The sequence below is a fragment of the Kordiimonas sp. genome (genome assembly GCF_048264555.1).
Classification (GTDB): Bacteria; Pseudomonadota; Alphaproteobacteria; order Sphingomonadales; family Kordiimonadaceae; genus Kordiimonas.
The window spans coordinates 16075-30051 of record NZ_JBLXCX010000010.1 but is presented as its reverse complement, the minus strand read 5'-3'; the positions used below and the strand labels follow the sequence as shown (position 1 = coordinate 30051).

Below are 13977 nucleotides of genomic sequence, written 5' to 3'. Positions count from 1 at the left end.
ACCTTATGCCCATGTTCATTTTTGGTTCAGGCAAGCTCTCTTATAACGGGTGACACAAGGGGGCGAGCCTTGAGATGCCCCTCCATAATAGAACGATGATACGATAGCGAACCAAACCGGGGGACACCCAAATGGCTTTTTATAATGAAGTAGATGGCAGGATAGTTTTTAACGGCTCTGGCGAGCACAGCTATTTCCGGGGTTCATGGAGTGATGATTTCCTTGTCGGCGGTAGCGGTGATGACCTCCTGAAAGGCGCAGGCGGTGACGATTTCATCATCGGTGGCGGCATGGATGATGGATATTATTATGACATCGACTGGTACGGCGATGACAATTTCTTTGTCGCCATCGTACCGGATGGACCAGAATATGAAGGCCGGGATACCCTGATTGGTGGTTGGGGTAATGATACCCTGATCGGTGGCGGCTGGGATGACGGGCTGGTTAACGATAACGGCCGGTATGATGTTGGTGAAGCTGTCTCTGCGGAAGTGACAATCCAAAACGGCCTTACCTTTGCGCCTGAGAATGAAATTTGGGGCGGCTCCGGCGATGATGTTGCTGTGGGCGGTAACTTCCGCGATACCATCGGCGGCGGTTCCGGTGATGATGACCTTTTCGGCTGGGGCGGCGATGATCGTCTGTTCGGCGGAAGCGGTGACGACACAGTTGACGGTGGCAGCGGTGATGATGCGGCCTGGGGCGGCTCTGGTGATGATGATATATACGGCGGCAACGGTAATGACCGCATGGGCGGTGGCTCTGGCTGGGATGACCTTTTTGGCGGCTATGGCCACGATACGATCTATGGCGGCTCAGGCAATGATGTGGCTGCCGGTAATGCGGGCGATGACCTGATCTATGGCGGTGCTGGCCGCGATACCCTATGGGGTGACGATGGAGATGATGACCTGATCGGCGGTTCCGGCAATGACGTGATTTACGGCGGATATGGTGAAGACTATTTCATCTTCGCTGATGGTGACGGCGACGATATTGTTGAGGACTTCTATATCGGCGAGGACACCCTTGTGCTCACAGGTGTTGACGATATCGCCGATCTCGATGACCTCGAATATTATTCATATGACGCTTATGTGGGCGGCACATGGGGCGTGATGATCGAAACAACAGCGAGCGATAGCATATTCCTGACGGGAATATCCTGGGATGACCTGCATGACCTGGACGTGATCTACTAAGATCATACTCCCTGTTTATCTGAGGCAGGTTTGTCCCCCTTAAGAGCAACTATATCGCCGCCTTCGGGCGGCGCTTTTTTTGTTTTTATTGCCCAGGAAAAGGCGTGTTTTTGTTAAAAACTATATGGAAATGCAACGCTTTTTTAAGTGGGCAACGATAAGGTGAAGGTGGCGGAGGTACAGTGAATTCTCATTAGGCGGTTGACAGGCTGGCTGGCTGCTATTCAATGATGAGTTGTGATGGCGCGGCCTTATGGGCTGTGGCGCAATACCAAAGGGTGAGGGTCTGGTTTTGGTTGATGTTCCCAATAATACAAGCACAACAGCAACGCTGGCGTTCGGTGGTACCTATAACGGTGAGATCGAAACGGCGGGCGACGAAGACTGGATTGCGGTAACGCTTGAGGCGGGGGTAACCTACGCCATTCAGATGACAGGCTCCACCATAGGGCACGGCACGCTTGTCGACCCTTTCATCAAGGGGCTTTATGACGCGAGCGGAACCTCCCTGAACCGATTTGACGATGACGGCGCTGGCAGCCGCAACAGCCAGCTTGTGTTTACGCCGACGACAACCGGCACCTATTATGTCTCCGCTGGTGGCTGGGAGACGGAGACCGGCACCTTCCGCATGTCGCTTGCAGAATATGAAGCGGAAGACCCGACACCCACAACCAATGCTGTTGTGGATCAGGTTGATATCACCGGTGATGACCGGGTGGATAGCCTTCTGGATTTGTTCCGTTACCAGAATGTTCTGGGAGCAGCGACAACCACCATAACATACAGCTTCCCCAATTCCTTAAGCGAATGGTCCACATCCACAAATGGCGGGTATGGCCCTGAAGATGGCGATGGCGAGCCATGGAATGGCATCAGCTTCCTAACGACGACGGAAGAAAACCTCTTCCGTGATGTGCTCTCCGGTATTGAGGGTTTTGCCGCCGTAACATTTGAAGAGGTTGACGATAACGCCACCTCCGCTGGCACTATCCGCATTGCTTGGACAGACCTGCCTGACGAAGATACGGCAGCCTATGCGTTTACGCCTTATGCAACAGTGACGGCAGGTGATATCTGGATCGTAAGTGAAAATCAGGGCACTGGCGGTCGGGGCTCATACTTCCACCTTGTGCTGACCCATGAACTGGGACATGCCGTTGGGCTCAAGCACCCGTTCGATGAAGACGGCTCGGGGGTTATTCTATCGTCAGAATATGACGGACTCGAATACACCGTGATGGCCTATAATGTCTCGGTTGAAGATGAAGCGATCGCGGGTGCCAGCTTCTACCCCACGAGCTATATGTATCTTGATATTCTCGCGCTTCAGCACCTTTATGGCGAGGCTGAAAGCGCGACCGGCAACACTACCTACACCTTCAGCGCGGGCACCCAGTATTATGAAACCATATGGGATACGGGCGGCACGGATACGTATGACGCATCCTCCCAAACCACGGGGCTTGATCTCGACCTGACCCCAGGCAGTTGGAGCGATGTGGGCACCACCATAACCCTTTTCAGGGATGGCGGCCCGAACTCCACAAAAGTAGACACAGTGTTCACGCCACCTGAGATCACGATCGAGAATGCCATTGGCGGGTCGGGTAGTGACCGCATCACAGGTAATGCTGCGGCCAACGTTCTCATGGGCGGTGCAGGCAATGACAACATGCGGGGGCAGGCAGGTGAAGACACGCTAAGCGGTGGCTCAGGTGATGATACGCTGCGTGGTAACGAAGGGGATGACACCCTTTATGGCGGCACGGGGGATGATTTCCTGCGCGGTAATGACGGCGACGATATCGCTGAAGCCGGATCAGGGAATGACCGTATCTACGCGGGCGGTGACGGTGATGATACCGTGCGCGGTGATGACGGTGACGACTATATCGGTGGCGGTGACGGGGCTGATCTTCTGATTGGTGACGGGGCTGATGCTTCTTTCTTCTCGTCAAACACCGTGGGCCAGAACGGGGCCGATGTGATGTACGGCTCCAGTGGCAACGATACCGTGATCGGTTCGTCATGGGATGATGACGGGGACGGTATTGTTGAGCTGGGTGAGATTGTTACGTCTGCAAGCGATGGCGATAACTTCCAGTGGGGTGGCTCCGAAGACGACTTTGTCTATGGCGGTGGCGGCGCAGATACAGTTCGTGGTGGGCCGGGAGATGACGCTGTGTACGGCTTCGGCGGCAACGACCGGGTTTATGGCGGCAAGGGTGCAGCCTCTGACGCACGGGACACACTCTCTGGCGGCTCAGGCAATGACAGCATCTACGGCAGCACCGGTGATGACAGTGTCTCGGGTGACGCGGGGGATGACATTATCTTCGGCGGCACGGAAGATGATGTGATCGATGGTGGCTCCGGCAGTGACGAGCTTTGGGGTGGGGCCGGTGATGATACCATCACAGGCGGCACAGGGGACGATGTGATCGACACCGGTAGCGGTAGTGATGAGTTGATCTTCACCTCAGGGCATGGTGATGATGTTGTCACTGACTTCAGTACCAGCAACGACCTCTTGGACCTGAGCGGCACCAACACCAACTTCACTTCAGCGGCGAGTGTGCAGGCTGCTGCCACCAACACAACAGTGAGTGGTGAAGCTGGTGTGATGATCGACACCGGTGGTGGTAACAGCATTTTCCTCATCGGCCTCACAACCGCAAATCTCGCAACAGTCGATTATACGTTCTAGCCGCAGATAATGGCTGAGCCAGTAAAACGCTTCGCACATGGTGTGGGGCGTTTTTGTTTGCGTGGTGGTCTTGAAACGTTGGAATTGCCTGTTTTATATGGCAGAATCTGATTTGGGCGTTATTAGAGCGGATATCAATGGCTGACGAGCAAGACAAATTGCGCGAGACGGTAACCTTGAAAATAAGAGCGGCTGACCCCGCACTTACAGGCCAGGAAGACCTGTCAGAAGCCGAGCATGAACGTCTGGCCAAGATGCATGAAGGTGCTCGCCCCGCATTTGTTACCGCCCGGCGTATGCTGAGGGCGTCCCTTGGTGAATATATGGGGCTGTTGCCCGGCGCCATTCCGCTTGTGCAGGAAGGCGCGGGCCGTGTGCGCATTGAAGGTTTTTCGGATGACGAGCCGCCGTTTTTTTCTGTTTCCCACACCGGTGCGGCGGAGGAGGGCATTGCGGCTGTCGTGGTGTCTGAAAGCGCACCAATTGGCATTGATATCCAGCAGCTTGACCCGGTGGTGGATTGGCGCCGGGTGGCGGAACGCCGCTTCCCGCCGGAAGATTGGGCGCTTCTATCCAATATGTCGGACGAGATTGGCCGTATGCTGTTTTTCACCCTGTGGTCTATCCGCGAGGCTTTTGTGAAGATGGAAGACGGCAAGCTGATGCCTTACCTGCGCAATATTCAGGTGGACTTAACCGCCCGCCCGCCAAAACTTGCGGCTCCCACCCCGAAGGGCCGTGAAAATGCCATGATTTACTTTCATTTTGTACCCGAGCACCAGCTGATGATCGCGCTTGTTGCTGCAGAGGACGTCACCATTGATCTGGACTGTGATATCCAGCCGATGGAACGGCGGCCTGACCCGCTTGAGAATAAAGCGGAAAGCGCGTAAGGGCCTAAACGCCTGTCAGGCAAGAAAAGCCGCGACTTTTTCGCGCTTCTGGTGTGTTTCGCTTCTGTGGTATACTCTTTCTCAGGGTATAGGGCCACGGGGCTGAGAGAAGGCAGAATGTCTTATTCGGTAAACACCAACGCGGGCGCTTTTGTTGCGCTTCAGAACCTGCATAAAACCAACAAGATGCTTGGTGAGGTGCAGACCCGTATCAACACAGGCCTTAAAGTATCATCCGCCAAGGATGACGCGGCGACCTTCGCGATTGCCCAGAACCTGCGCGCGGATGTAAGCGGCCTTGGTGCCGTGAAAGGCTCTCTCGCGCGGGCAAGCTCAAGCCTTGATGTGGCGATCGCTGCGGCTGAAGCTGTGTCTGACCTCTTGATCGAGATGAAAGAGAAGGCTGTAGCCGCCAAGGATAGCGGCCTTGATACGGCGAGCCGCACGGCGCTCAGCCAGGATTTTGCCCAGCTTCGGGACCAGATATCATCGATTATCGAAAACGCTGAATTTAACGGGGTCAATGCCGTGAAGGCGGATGGCCGTGCCATCAGCGCAATCACCGATCCAAACGGCGGTAAAAACCTCGCAATCGCCGCGCAGGACCTTTCCCTTGGTGGTGCCAATGTGTCCATCAGTGCCACGCAGGCAATCGGAACCCAGGCGCTGGCCTCTGTGGCGGTCGATCAGCTTACGGCGGCGATCGATAATGTGAATGCGGTGCTTTCCAAATTTGGGGCGGGCGCAAAACGTATCGCAATCCAGAAATCTTTTGTGGCCAAGCTTTCTGACACTATTGAGGTTGGTATCGGCAATCTTGTGGATGCAGACCTCGCCAAAGAAGCCGCAAACCTGCAGGCTTTGCAGGTGAAACAGCAGCTCGGGCTTCAGGCGCTTTCAATCGCAAACCAAAGTCCATCTTCCATCCTTTCCCTCTTCAGGTAATGCACAAGCGCCACGGCGCGGCTTTTGTTCGCGCGCTGGAATGCATTTGAAGCGCAAAACCACCTTGCGCTTTAGCCCCGCGCGGGGTAGCCATGGCTATCACTATTTCAAAGATTTCCTATAAGACTTCTGGGGGAAAGCATGGTTCGTTCTGTCTCTATCGGCACAAATATCCGGGTCGCGAACGAGGCTCCGTTTGTTCTGTTTGGTGGCATGAATGTGCTGGAAAGTGAGGCGCTGGCGTTTGAGGTGGCGAGCCACTTTGTGGAGGTGACCTCAAAGCTCGGCATTCCTTATGTGTTCAAGGCGTCGTTTGATAAAGCCAACCGCTCCAGCGTGCACAGCTTCCGTGGACCCGGGCTAGAGAAGGGCTTGCGCCTGCTCGCGGATATCAAATCCAAATTTGATGTGCCGATCATCACCGATGTGCATGAGCCAGACCAGGCCGCACCTGCGGCTGAGGTTGCAGATGTGATCCAGCTTCCCGCTTTTCTCGCGCGTCAGACCGACCTCGTGCGGGCCATGGCTGCAACGAATGCTGTTATCAATGTGAAAAAACCGCAATTCCTTGCGCCCGAGGAAATGCGTCATATCATCAAAAAATTCGCGGAAAGCGGCAACACAGATGTGATGCTGTGTGAGCGCGGCAGCAGCTTCGGCTACAATAACCTGATTGTGGATATGCTGGGCATGGACCTGATGAAAACCATGGCCCCTGTGGTGTTTGACGCCACCCACGCCCTGCAGCGCCCTGGTGGGCAAACCGATAGCGCTGGCGGCAGGCGCGAACAGGCAGCAGCCCTCGCACGTGCTGGCATGGCGCTTGGCATTGCGGGCCTTTTCATTGAGGCGCACCCAAACCCGGATGAAGCGCTGTGTGATGGGCCGTGCGCCCTTCCACTGGATAAGCTTGAAGGCTATCTTGTGCAGATGAAAGCGATTGATGACCTCGCGAAAAGTTTTCCGCCGCTGGTGACGGAGTAAGGTGATGGCAACCCGCCTTTTTGTGCTGGATGTAGACGGTGTGCTGACCGATGGGCGGCTTTATTACACCGCTCACGGTGAAGAGAGCAAAGCCTTCCACGCGCATGACGGGCTCGGCCTCAAGCTGTTGCACAAGCTGGGGGTGGAACTTGCCGTTATTTCTGGCCGTACAAGCGGCCCGCTTGAGCGGCGGCTCGATGACCTCGGCATCACACACCGCAGGCTCCGGTGCGCGGATAAGGTCAAAGCGCTTGCGGAATTATGTTCAGAGCTGGATATCCCCCTCACCGATGTTGCCTTTATGGGGGACGACCTGATCGACATGGGTGCCATGGCGGCATCTGGCTATGCTATCGCGCCCGCGAATGCGGTTGAGGATGTGAAAGCCCTCGCGCATTTTGTAACAAGCCGCGCAGGCGGTATGGGCGCCGTACGCGAGGCGTGCGAACATCTGGCGGGCCAATTGGGCTCAAGCCTTCGTGCTGCCGCTGAAGGTGAGACCAAGGTGTTGGTGCAATGAAAATTGTCATCCCCGCGCGGTATGCTTCTACCCGCTTGCCGGGCAAGCCGCTCGCGGACATTGCCGGCAAGCCCATGATCGCCCATGTGTGGGCTCGTGCGTGTGAAGCAACCCCCATGGCGGACGTGTATATCGCGGCGGATGATGAGCGCATCCTGGACGCCGTTCAGGCATTTGGCGGGCAGGGCGTGATGACCAGTGCTGACCACCCCTCCGGCACGGACCGTATCGCTGAGGTGGCAAGCACCCTTGGCTGGGCGGACGATGAGATTGTGGTGAATGTGCAGGGTGATGAACCCCTGATACCGCCCGCGCTGATCGCGCTTGTGGGGGAAGGGCTGGCTGCAGACCAGAAGGCTGACATGGCCACAGCCAGCACCCGCATCATGGTGACTGAAGATGTGCTGAACCCCAACATCGTGAAAGTGGTGTCTGACGCCTTTGGATATGCACGGTATTTCTCCCGCAGCGTTATCCCGCATATGCGGGGCGTGGATGTGCCTGATGTGACAAAATACGCGTATCAGCGCCATATCGGTATCTATGCCTACAAGGTGAGCACCCTGAAAACATTGACTGCTTTGCCGCCCGCAGAGGTGGAGGAGGTGGAAGCGCTTGAACAGCTGCGTGCGCTGCATCACGGCCTCACCATTCGTGTGGCAGAGATATCGGAAGCACCGCCACATGGGGTGGACACTGAGGCGGACCTGAACGCCGTGCGCAAGCTTGTTGGAGCAAATGCATGACGGGTGAGACCGAACAGCATAAAGACGTCCGCGCGCTTACGTCCTCAGCCGGGATAGCCGCAGACCCAATGATGGAAAGCCTGCTGGGAAGGCCTGTCAAAAAAGGTTTGTCCGGCGCGCGTGAGGGGGACGTGGTTGTCGGCTGGGGCCAGAAGGACAATACGGAGAAAGCGCGGGCCTACGCCAAGAAAAACGGGCTGGAGTACTGGCGGCTGGAAGATGGTTTCCTGGGTTACCTGAGCCACCCATCTGTCGATAAACGGCGGCTGTCGCTCGTGGTTGACAGGAGCGGCATCTATTATGATGCCCATACACCAAGCGACCTTGAAGCCCTGTTGAACCGTGACGACTGGATCACAGATGAGCTGCTCAAGCGGGCGCGGGAAGCCATGGCGCGCATGAAGCGCTGGCGCATCTCGAAATATAATCAGGCGCCGTTTGATATATCTGCTGAGCTTGAAGAAAAGCTCGCCGCCTTCAAGGGCCCCAAGGTGCTGGTGGTTGACCAGACCTATGGCGACAAATCCATCATGCATGGCATGGCGTCGGACGATATGTTCATCGAGATGATGAACACAGCGCTTGAGGAAAACCCGACAGCCCTGGTGATTGTGAAGATACACCCGGATGTGCTGGCGGGTACCAAGCGCGGGCATTTTGACATTGAGCGCACTTATGACCGCGTGATTTTTGTGGCGGAAGATGTGGCGCCGGTGGGGCTGATCGAGCGGGTTGATCATGTATATGTCGTGACTTCCCAGATGGGCCTTGAGGGGCTGATCGCGGGCAAGAAAGTAAGCTGTTTTGGTTTGCCGTTTTATGCAGGCTGGGGCCTCACGCATGACCGGCAGCTTTGCGAAGCCCGCATCGCCAACCGCACGCTCGAGGAACTGTTTGCTGCGGCCTTCATTGTCTATAGCCGGTACCTTGACCCCTTCACCGGGGAACGGGTTGAGATGGAACGTATTCTCGACCTGTTGGTGGCGGAACGCCAGCTTGCCCGCCCGCGCGGCAAACGGGCCGTTGCCGTTGGTTTTTCATTCTGGAAACGCAAGTTTGTACACCGGTTTTTTGGTGTGGCGGCGGGTGAGGTCACCTTCATTAAGCCGAATGCGTTGAAGACCTTTGAGTTTCAGCTGGGCGACAGCGTCATGGCATGGGGCCGAAAGTTTGATGATGTGCTTGAAAGTGTGCCAGATGACGTGCCGATCTGGCGCATGGAGGATGGTTTCCTGCGCTCCGTTGGGCTTGGGTCAGACCTCAGGCGGCCAAGCTCGCTCGTGCTCGACAGGCGCGGCATCTATTATGACGGCTCCGCGCCCAGTGACCTTGAATATTTCCTGAAAACACATGAGTTCGACCGGGCCGATCTGGCGCGGGGTGCGGCGCTCACAGAGAGCATTCTGGCCTCAAGGGTGAGCAAATATAATGTGGGTTCACGCGGCAGCCTGGATTTCCGTGCACGCGCTGACGGGCGTAAGGTTATCCTTGTGCCGGGGCAGGTGGAGGCAGATGCCTCCATCAACTTTGGCTCCCCCGTTATACGCACGAACGCGGCGCTTCTTGAGGCTGTGCGGGCCAGCGAACCAGAGGCTTACATTGTCTATAAACCGCACCCGGACGTGGTGAGCGGCAACCGCGAAGGCGCTGTACCCAAGGATGTCTGGGATCGTTGCTTTAACGAAACGATCAGGGATGCGGATATTATCGACTGCCTGGAAGCGGTGGATAGCGTACACACCATGACCAGCCTCACAGGGTTCGAGGCGTTGCTGCGCGGTGTGGATGTCACCACATATGGCATGCCGTTTTATGCGGGTTGGGGCCTGACAACAGACATGATTGTCACGGAACCCCGCCGCGGGCGGGACGTGCCGCTTGACGGCCTTGTATATGCGCTTCTCTGTGTTTATGGCCGTTATGTCGATTGGCCGTCGGGGCAGAGCACCAGCGCGGAGGCTATTGTGGCGGCTATCGCAAAAGAAGCCGCTGAAAGCGGCGGTAAAAAACCGTCAGGTGCTCTTGGCTTTGTTCGTAAAACCCGCTATCTGGCCGAGGCATTGTTCCGCTGACGGCAAGGCCCGTCAGTCACCCAAGTGAGGAAGCTTCCCTATGTTGATTGTTGGATACCATGTTGCAAAAACCGGCGGCACGACGGTGATGCACCATATCTTCAATCATTTGGGGGAGGATGTGTATTTCGGGTACGGGAACCACCCCGCGCAGAAGCTTTTTTTTGAAGGCCAGCCGCTTTGGGAGGAGTTGAGCGCTGAGGAGCGCAGCCAGTACCGCTTTGTGTTTGGTCATCATGTGAACCACAGGGTGCTTGCCTGCTTGCCCGATGATAACGCGGCGCTGTTCACTGTGCTTCGTGACCCATACACGCATTTTGTATCGCAGTATAAATATCACCTGAGTGTTATTCGGGGTGAGGGGCGAACGGCGTCGGCACGTGAATATTTTGAAACATGGCGCGCCAATAGTGTCTCGAAGGAGCTTTTTAAGTTCTTCCGTCGCTTACACCCTGAGCAGCAGGCTGAATTTTCTGAAGAGAAGCTTGCACATATCCTGCGCCAGTTCCGTTTCCTGTGTGCCACCGAGAAGCTGACAGAGCATTCTGCGCCCATCACGCGGTTGATGGATATCCCGCCGGTAGAGGGGCGGTACCGGGTGTCCAAAAACAGCGCTGACCTTGAGGGCCTGACGCCTGAGGACGTGTACGAAAAAAGCCCGATAGACAAGCGGCTGCACCAGATGGTGCTGAACGGCAAAGGGCCAGACAGTGGTGATGGCGAGCTTGCCTATGATGATGCGCTTTTCAAGGAAAGCATGGCGCGCCTTCGTGCGGATTATGATCAGCCACGGCACATACAGTCGGCCTACAAAAAGCTGGCAGGCTTTTTCCAGCATAATGACCTCATAGAGGCCGCGCAGCTCTACCTCGCCTTTAGGAAGAAAACCGACCCTAAATATGCACCTATTATGCGCGCGGCACCATTGCCGGACCGGATGAAGTTGCGGCTTTGTGTTGCCCGGTCTGAGCGGGAAAAGGCGGTGGTTTATGCCTCACACAACCATCCAAGGCTTGCACGTGCCTGTTTTGAAAAGGCAATCCAGTTGAACCCCAATTATGTGGATGCATATGTTGGGCTTGCCCATACGCTGAAGCGGCTTGACCTGATGCCTCAGGCGCGGGACGCGGTGCAACATGCCCTGTCCCTTGATGCCGGTAATGAAGGTGCACAGGCTTTTGTGAAGGCGTTTCTTTCCTGAGGGGTGTTGCAACGCAACTGTCATACAGAATGAGTAGCTTAAGCCTGTACTGACCGCCCAACGGGTGGCCAGGCGCGACATTGCGCATCAAGGCTGGCCGGATGTAAGTGTCGCTGCACTCCCGGCCAGAAGCAGATATCCTCATGGTACAGCGTGTTCTATTTCATCCCGGCAATTTTGGTGTAGCCCCCAATGGTGCAGCGCTGAAATATAAAGCATCCCTGCCGCTGCGGGCCTTCACCTCCATTGAGCGGCTGCACAATGACGTTAAGGCAACCACGCTGAACGTGGGCAACATCGTCCATAACGAAGCAGTGGCCAAATGCTTCGAGGTGAAGCGGGCAAAAAGCTGCATGTCGGGTATTGAGCATGTGTTCTACAAGGAATGCAAAGGCAGTGTTGAGAGGTATCAGGCGCTCCTGAGGGACAATTTCGACGCGGTGATTTTCTCGTTCGCCAACATGATTGCACCGCCGCCGCCCGGACGCGCGGAAGCGCAACAGGAGCATATGGAACGGCTGTGCGAGATCGTCGATAAAATGCCCATACCGCTTTATGTGTTTGGCATGGGCATGCAGGAGCCTGTTGAGGATGAAACCACACTGGTACCAGCCATGGTGGAGTTCCTGAAGCTGCTGGATAAAAAGGCACGCCTCGTTGGGGTGCGCGGCGCCGAAACCGAGGCTTTCCTGCACCGTATTGGCTGCGGTAATGCTGTCGCGCTCGGTTGCCCAAGCCTTTATGTTTATCCGGAGAATATCCTCAGCATCAAACCGGGGAATGTGGGGCCTGATGCAAGAGTTCTGACGGCGGGTTACATGGGGCTGCGGCACCTGTTTGGCTTTCAGGATGCGCGGGTGGATTTCCTGCGCTCCCTCGCGGGCCGGTACCGCACCAGCTATGTTTTCCAGAATGATATCTATAGCTATCACGAGCTGAAGGATATCAAAGGCCTGTATGATGATGCCACAGGCCAGTGCGACCAGAGGGTGCTGAACGACTATGTGCGGGCCCATGGGGCGGTGCCGCCAGCCTTTGATGGCAGTTGGCACTTTCGGGATGCGCGGGCATGGCGCCAGTTCGCAGCCGAGCATGATTTTTATTTTGGTGACCGGTTCCATGGCGGCGTGGTTGCCTTGCAGGCGTCAAGGCCCTCGCTGTTTGTGTATAATGACCTGCGGGTGCGGGAGTTGACAGAGCATTACCGCATTCCAAACTGTGCGCTTGATGAAATCATGAATGAAGATCTGGAATCCCTCGTGCAGGAACGTCTCTCTCGCGAGCGTCTCGAAGAGTTTAAGGCCTGTTATGCCTCACGTTTGAGGGAATATTACGAGCGGTGCCGGGACGCTGGCCTGACACCGATTGATAACATCGGGGTTTCTGCTTTGTCACGGCAAAGCCCGACGCCTGATTGGGTGCAGGATATTGTGGCGACCGCTAGAGCCCATATAGCTGATACCGCACAGACGGAGGACCGATCAGCGAAGCCAAAGCTGCTGGCCTTCTTGCATAGGGATGCGCAGGAGCCGGTTGCGGCCACTGTCACACCGGGTGAGCGCATCAGCGCCGCAGTCGCTATCTTTGAGAAGGCAGGTGGGGCCGCTGCACCTTTTGAGCTTATCATTCGCGGGTTGATTGCTGCTGATCAGTTGGATGCAGCCGCGCAATGTCTGCACCGGTTCCTAGGTGCGCCCAAGGAAATATGGATGGCACCGGACCCGGATTTTTACTTCCGTCTCGCCAATCTGTTTCACGGCAAAAAGCGACATGAAGAGGCGCGCTCGGCTGCGGTGGTTTATTTTCGAGAAATGGGAAACCGGAAGCCAAGAAACGTTCGGCTGTTCGCGAGCATTCTGCAGGCCTTGGGCAAAACCGAAAAAGCCCAACGTATTTTATTCAAGCTTAGGGAACGAGACGGCACGTCGCCCGCCATTGAGCTGCAGCTTGCGCAACTGGCACTTGAGAAAGGCGAACTGGATGCAGCAGAGAGGCATGCAGAAGAGGGCCTGTCGCTCGCGCCTGAGCCTGCAGTGCGAGCGAAGCTTGAAAACACAAAGAAGCGTGTTGGGGAACAGCAGGAAGCCGCCTAAGGCAAACTATTAGCCGGCTTTTGCGACCTTTTTGCCAACGTCAGAGATGCTGCTGATCAGATAGGTGGTTGAGATACCTTCGGTGCGTGGCAGGTAGACAACATCACAAAGGGTGTTGAACATATCAAACTTGCCCGCCCAGTCGTCGCCCATCACAAGCACATCAGCCTGATGTTCCTTGATATAGTCGCCCTTGGCTTCAAGAGAATGCTCAACAAACACTTCATCTACACAGTCGAGCGCGCTGATAATCTCAAGCCGTTCTGCGGTTGTGTATACGGGCCCACGGCCTTTTTTGCTGATGTTCAGCTCATCACTCGAGATGCCCACTGTCAGATGATCACCAAGTGCGGCCGCGCGCTTGAGAAGCCGGATGTGGCCTACATGCAAAAGATCATAGGTGCCAAATGTGATGATGCGTTTCATAGCAGAATAAAGGGTCCGATAATTATTGTGTGCCGTACATTTAAAAGGTATTTCTATCAGGACTTGTAAAGAAAATGCAATTTTGTGTAAATAAAAATGTAACATCGAACTTTTGATAAAAGCAATAATACCCAAGCGACACGTGCCTGTTATTCCCCTCATCACGCCAACAGCGGACTACC

11 protein-coding genes are annotated in these 13977 nt (G+C 55.6%); 10 read left to right on the top strand and 1 reads right to left on the bottom strand.

Annotated elements, in window-relative coordinates:
* The first annotated feature begins 131 nt into the window (after nucleotides 1-131).
* The 10 genes from ACN0XZ_RS18065 (at nucleotide 132) to ACN0XZ_RS18020 (ending at nucleotide 13369) form a co-directional block, all read left to right on the top strand.
* Entirely contained in the window at nucleotides 132-1205 is a 1074-nt protein-coding gene (locus ACN0XZ_RS18065) for a calcium-binding protein (protein ID WP_417459214.1), read from the top strand.
* Nucleotides 1206-1497: 292 nt separating this feature from the next.
* Nucleotides 1498-3915, top strand: coding sequence for a M10 family metallopeptidase (locus tag ACN0XZ_RS18060; protein ID WP_417459213.1), 2418 nt, complete (start codon nucleotides 1498-1500; stop codon nucleotides 3913-3915).
* Nucleotides 3916-4052: 137 nt separating this feature from the next.
* Nucleotides 4053-4808, top strand: coding sequence for a 4'-phosphopantetheinyl transferase family protein (locus tag ACN0XZ_RS18055; protein WP_417459212.1), 756 nt, complete (start codon nucleotides 4053-4055; stop codon nucleotides 4806-4808).
* 117 nt (nucleotides 4809-4925) lie between these two features.
* Nucleotides 4926-5753, top strand: a complete 828-nt coding sequence (locus ACN0XZ_RS18050; RefSeq protein ID WP_417459211.1) for a flagellin — start codon at nucleotides 4926-4928, stop codon at nucleotides 5751-5753.
* Between the two features lie 141 nt (nucleotides 5754-5894).
* Nucleotides 5895-6737 carry a 3-deoxy-8-phosphooctulonate synthase gene (kdsA, locus tag ACN0XZ_RS18045; protein ID WP_417459210.1) on the top strand — a complete coding sequence of 281 codons (843 nt, stop codon included), beginning with the start codon at nucleotides 5895-5897 and terminating at the stop codon, nucleotides 6735-6737.
* A gap of 4 nt (nucleotides 6738-6741) precedes the next feature.
* Nucleotides 6742-7257 carry a KdsC family phosphatase gene (locus tag ACN0XZ_RS18040; RefSeq protein ID WP_417459209.1) on the top strand — a complete coding sequence of 172 codons (516 nt, stop codon included), beginning with the start codon at nucleotides 6742-6744 and terminating at the stop codon, nucleotides 7255-7257.
* Entirely contained in the window at nucleotides 7254-8003 is a 750-nt protein-coding gene (gene kdsB / locus ACN0XZ_RS18035; RefSeq protein WP_417459208.1) for a 3-deoxy-manno-octulosonate cytidylyltransferase, read from the top strand. The genes ACN0XZ_RS18040 and kdsB overlap by 4 nt, the downstream gene beginning before the upstream one ends.
* On the top strand, nucleotides 8000-10075 hold the full coding sequence (locus ACN0XZ_RS18030; protein WP_417459207.1) for a capsular polysaccharide biosynthesis protein: 2076 nt from the start codon (nucleotides 8000-8002) through the stop codon (nucleotides 10073-10075). The genes kdsB and ACN0XZ_RS18030 overlap by 4 nt, the downstream gene beginning before the upstream one ends.
* Before the next feature lie 40 nt (nucleotides 10076-10115).
* A complete protein-coding gene (locus tag ACN0XZ_RS18025) occupies nucleotides 10116-11276 on the top strand; it encodes a tetratricopeptide repeat protein (protein ID WP_417459206.1) in 1161 nt (386 codons plus the stop codon).
* 143 nt (nucleotides 11277-11419) lie between these two features.
* Nucleotides 11420-13369, top strand: a complete 1950-nt coding sequence (locus ACN0XZ_RS18020) for a polysaccharide pyruvyl transferase family protein (RefSeq protein ID WP_417459205.1) — start codon at nucleotides 11420-11422, stop codon at nucleotides 13367-13369.
* A 9-nt stretch (nucleotides 13370-13378) separates the two neighbouring features.
* On the opposite strand, the gene ACN0XZ_RS18015 is transcribed toward ACN0XZ_RS18020, so the two are convergent.
* A complete protein-coding gene (locus ACN0XZ_RS18015) occupies nucleotides 13379-13795 on the bottom strand; it encodes an adenylyltransferase/cytidyltransferase family protein (RefSeq protein ID WP_417459204.1) in 417 nt (138 codons plus the stop codon).
* Between the last annotated feature and the right edge of the window lie 182 nt (nucleotides 13796-13977).

Coding starts and splice junctions, on each gene's coding strand:
- ACN0XZ_RS18025 (WP_417459206.1), top strand. CDS start 10,116: ATGTTGATTGTTGGATACCATGTTGCAAAAACCGGCGGCACGACGGTG.
- ACN0XZ_RS18050 (WP_417459211.1), top strand. CDS start 4,926: ATGTCTTATTCGGTAAACACCAACGCGGGCGCTTTTGTTGCGCTTCAG.
- kdsB (WP_417459208.1), top strand. CDS start 7,254: ATGAAAATTGTCATCCCCGCGCGGTATGCTTCTACCCGCTTGCCGGGC.
- ACN0XZ_RS18030 (WP_417459207.1), top strand. CDS start 8,000: ATGACGGGTGAGACCGAACAGCATAAAGACGTCCGCGCGCTTACGTCC.
- kdsA (WP_417459210.1), top strand. CDS start 5,895: ATGGTTCGTTCTGTCTCTATCGGCACAAATATCCGGGTCGCGAACGAG.
- ACN0XZ_RS18055 (WP_417459212.1), top strand. CDS start 4,053: ATGGCTGACGAGCAAGACAAATTGCGCGAGACGGTAACCTTGAAAATA.
- ACN0XZ_RS18040 (WP_417459209.1), top strand. CDS start 6,742: ATGGCAACCCGCCTTTTTGTGCTGGATGTAGACGGTGTGCTGACCGAT.
- ACN0XZ_RS18065 (WP_417459214.1), top strand. CDS start 132: ATGGCTTTTTATAATGAAGTAGATGGCAGGATAGTTTTTAACGGCTCT.
- ACN0XZ_RS18015 (WP_417459204.1), bottom strand. CDS start 13,795: ATGAAACGCATCATCACATTTGGCACCTATGATCTTTTGCATGTAGGC.
- ACN0XZ_RS18020 (WP_417459205.1), top strand. CDS start 11,420: ATGGTACAGCGTGTTCTATTTCATCCCGGCAATTTTGGTGTAGCCCCC.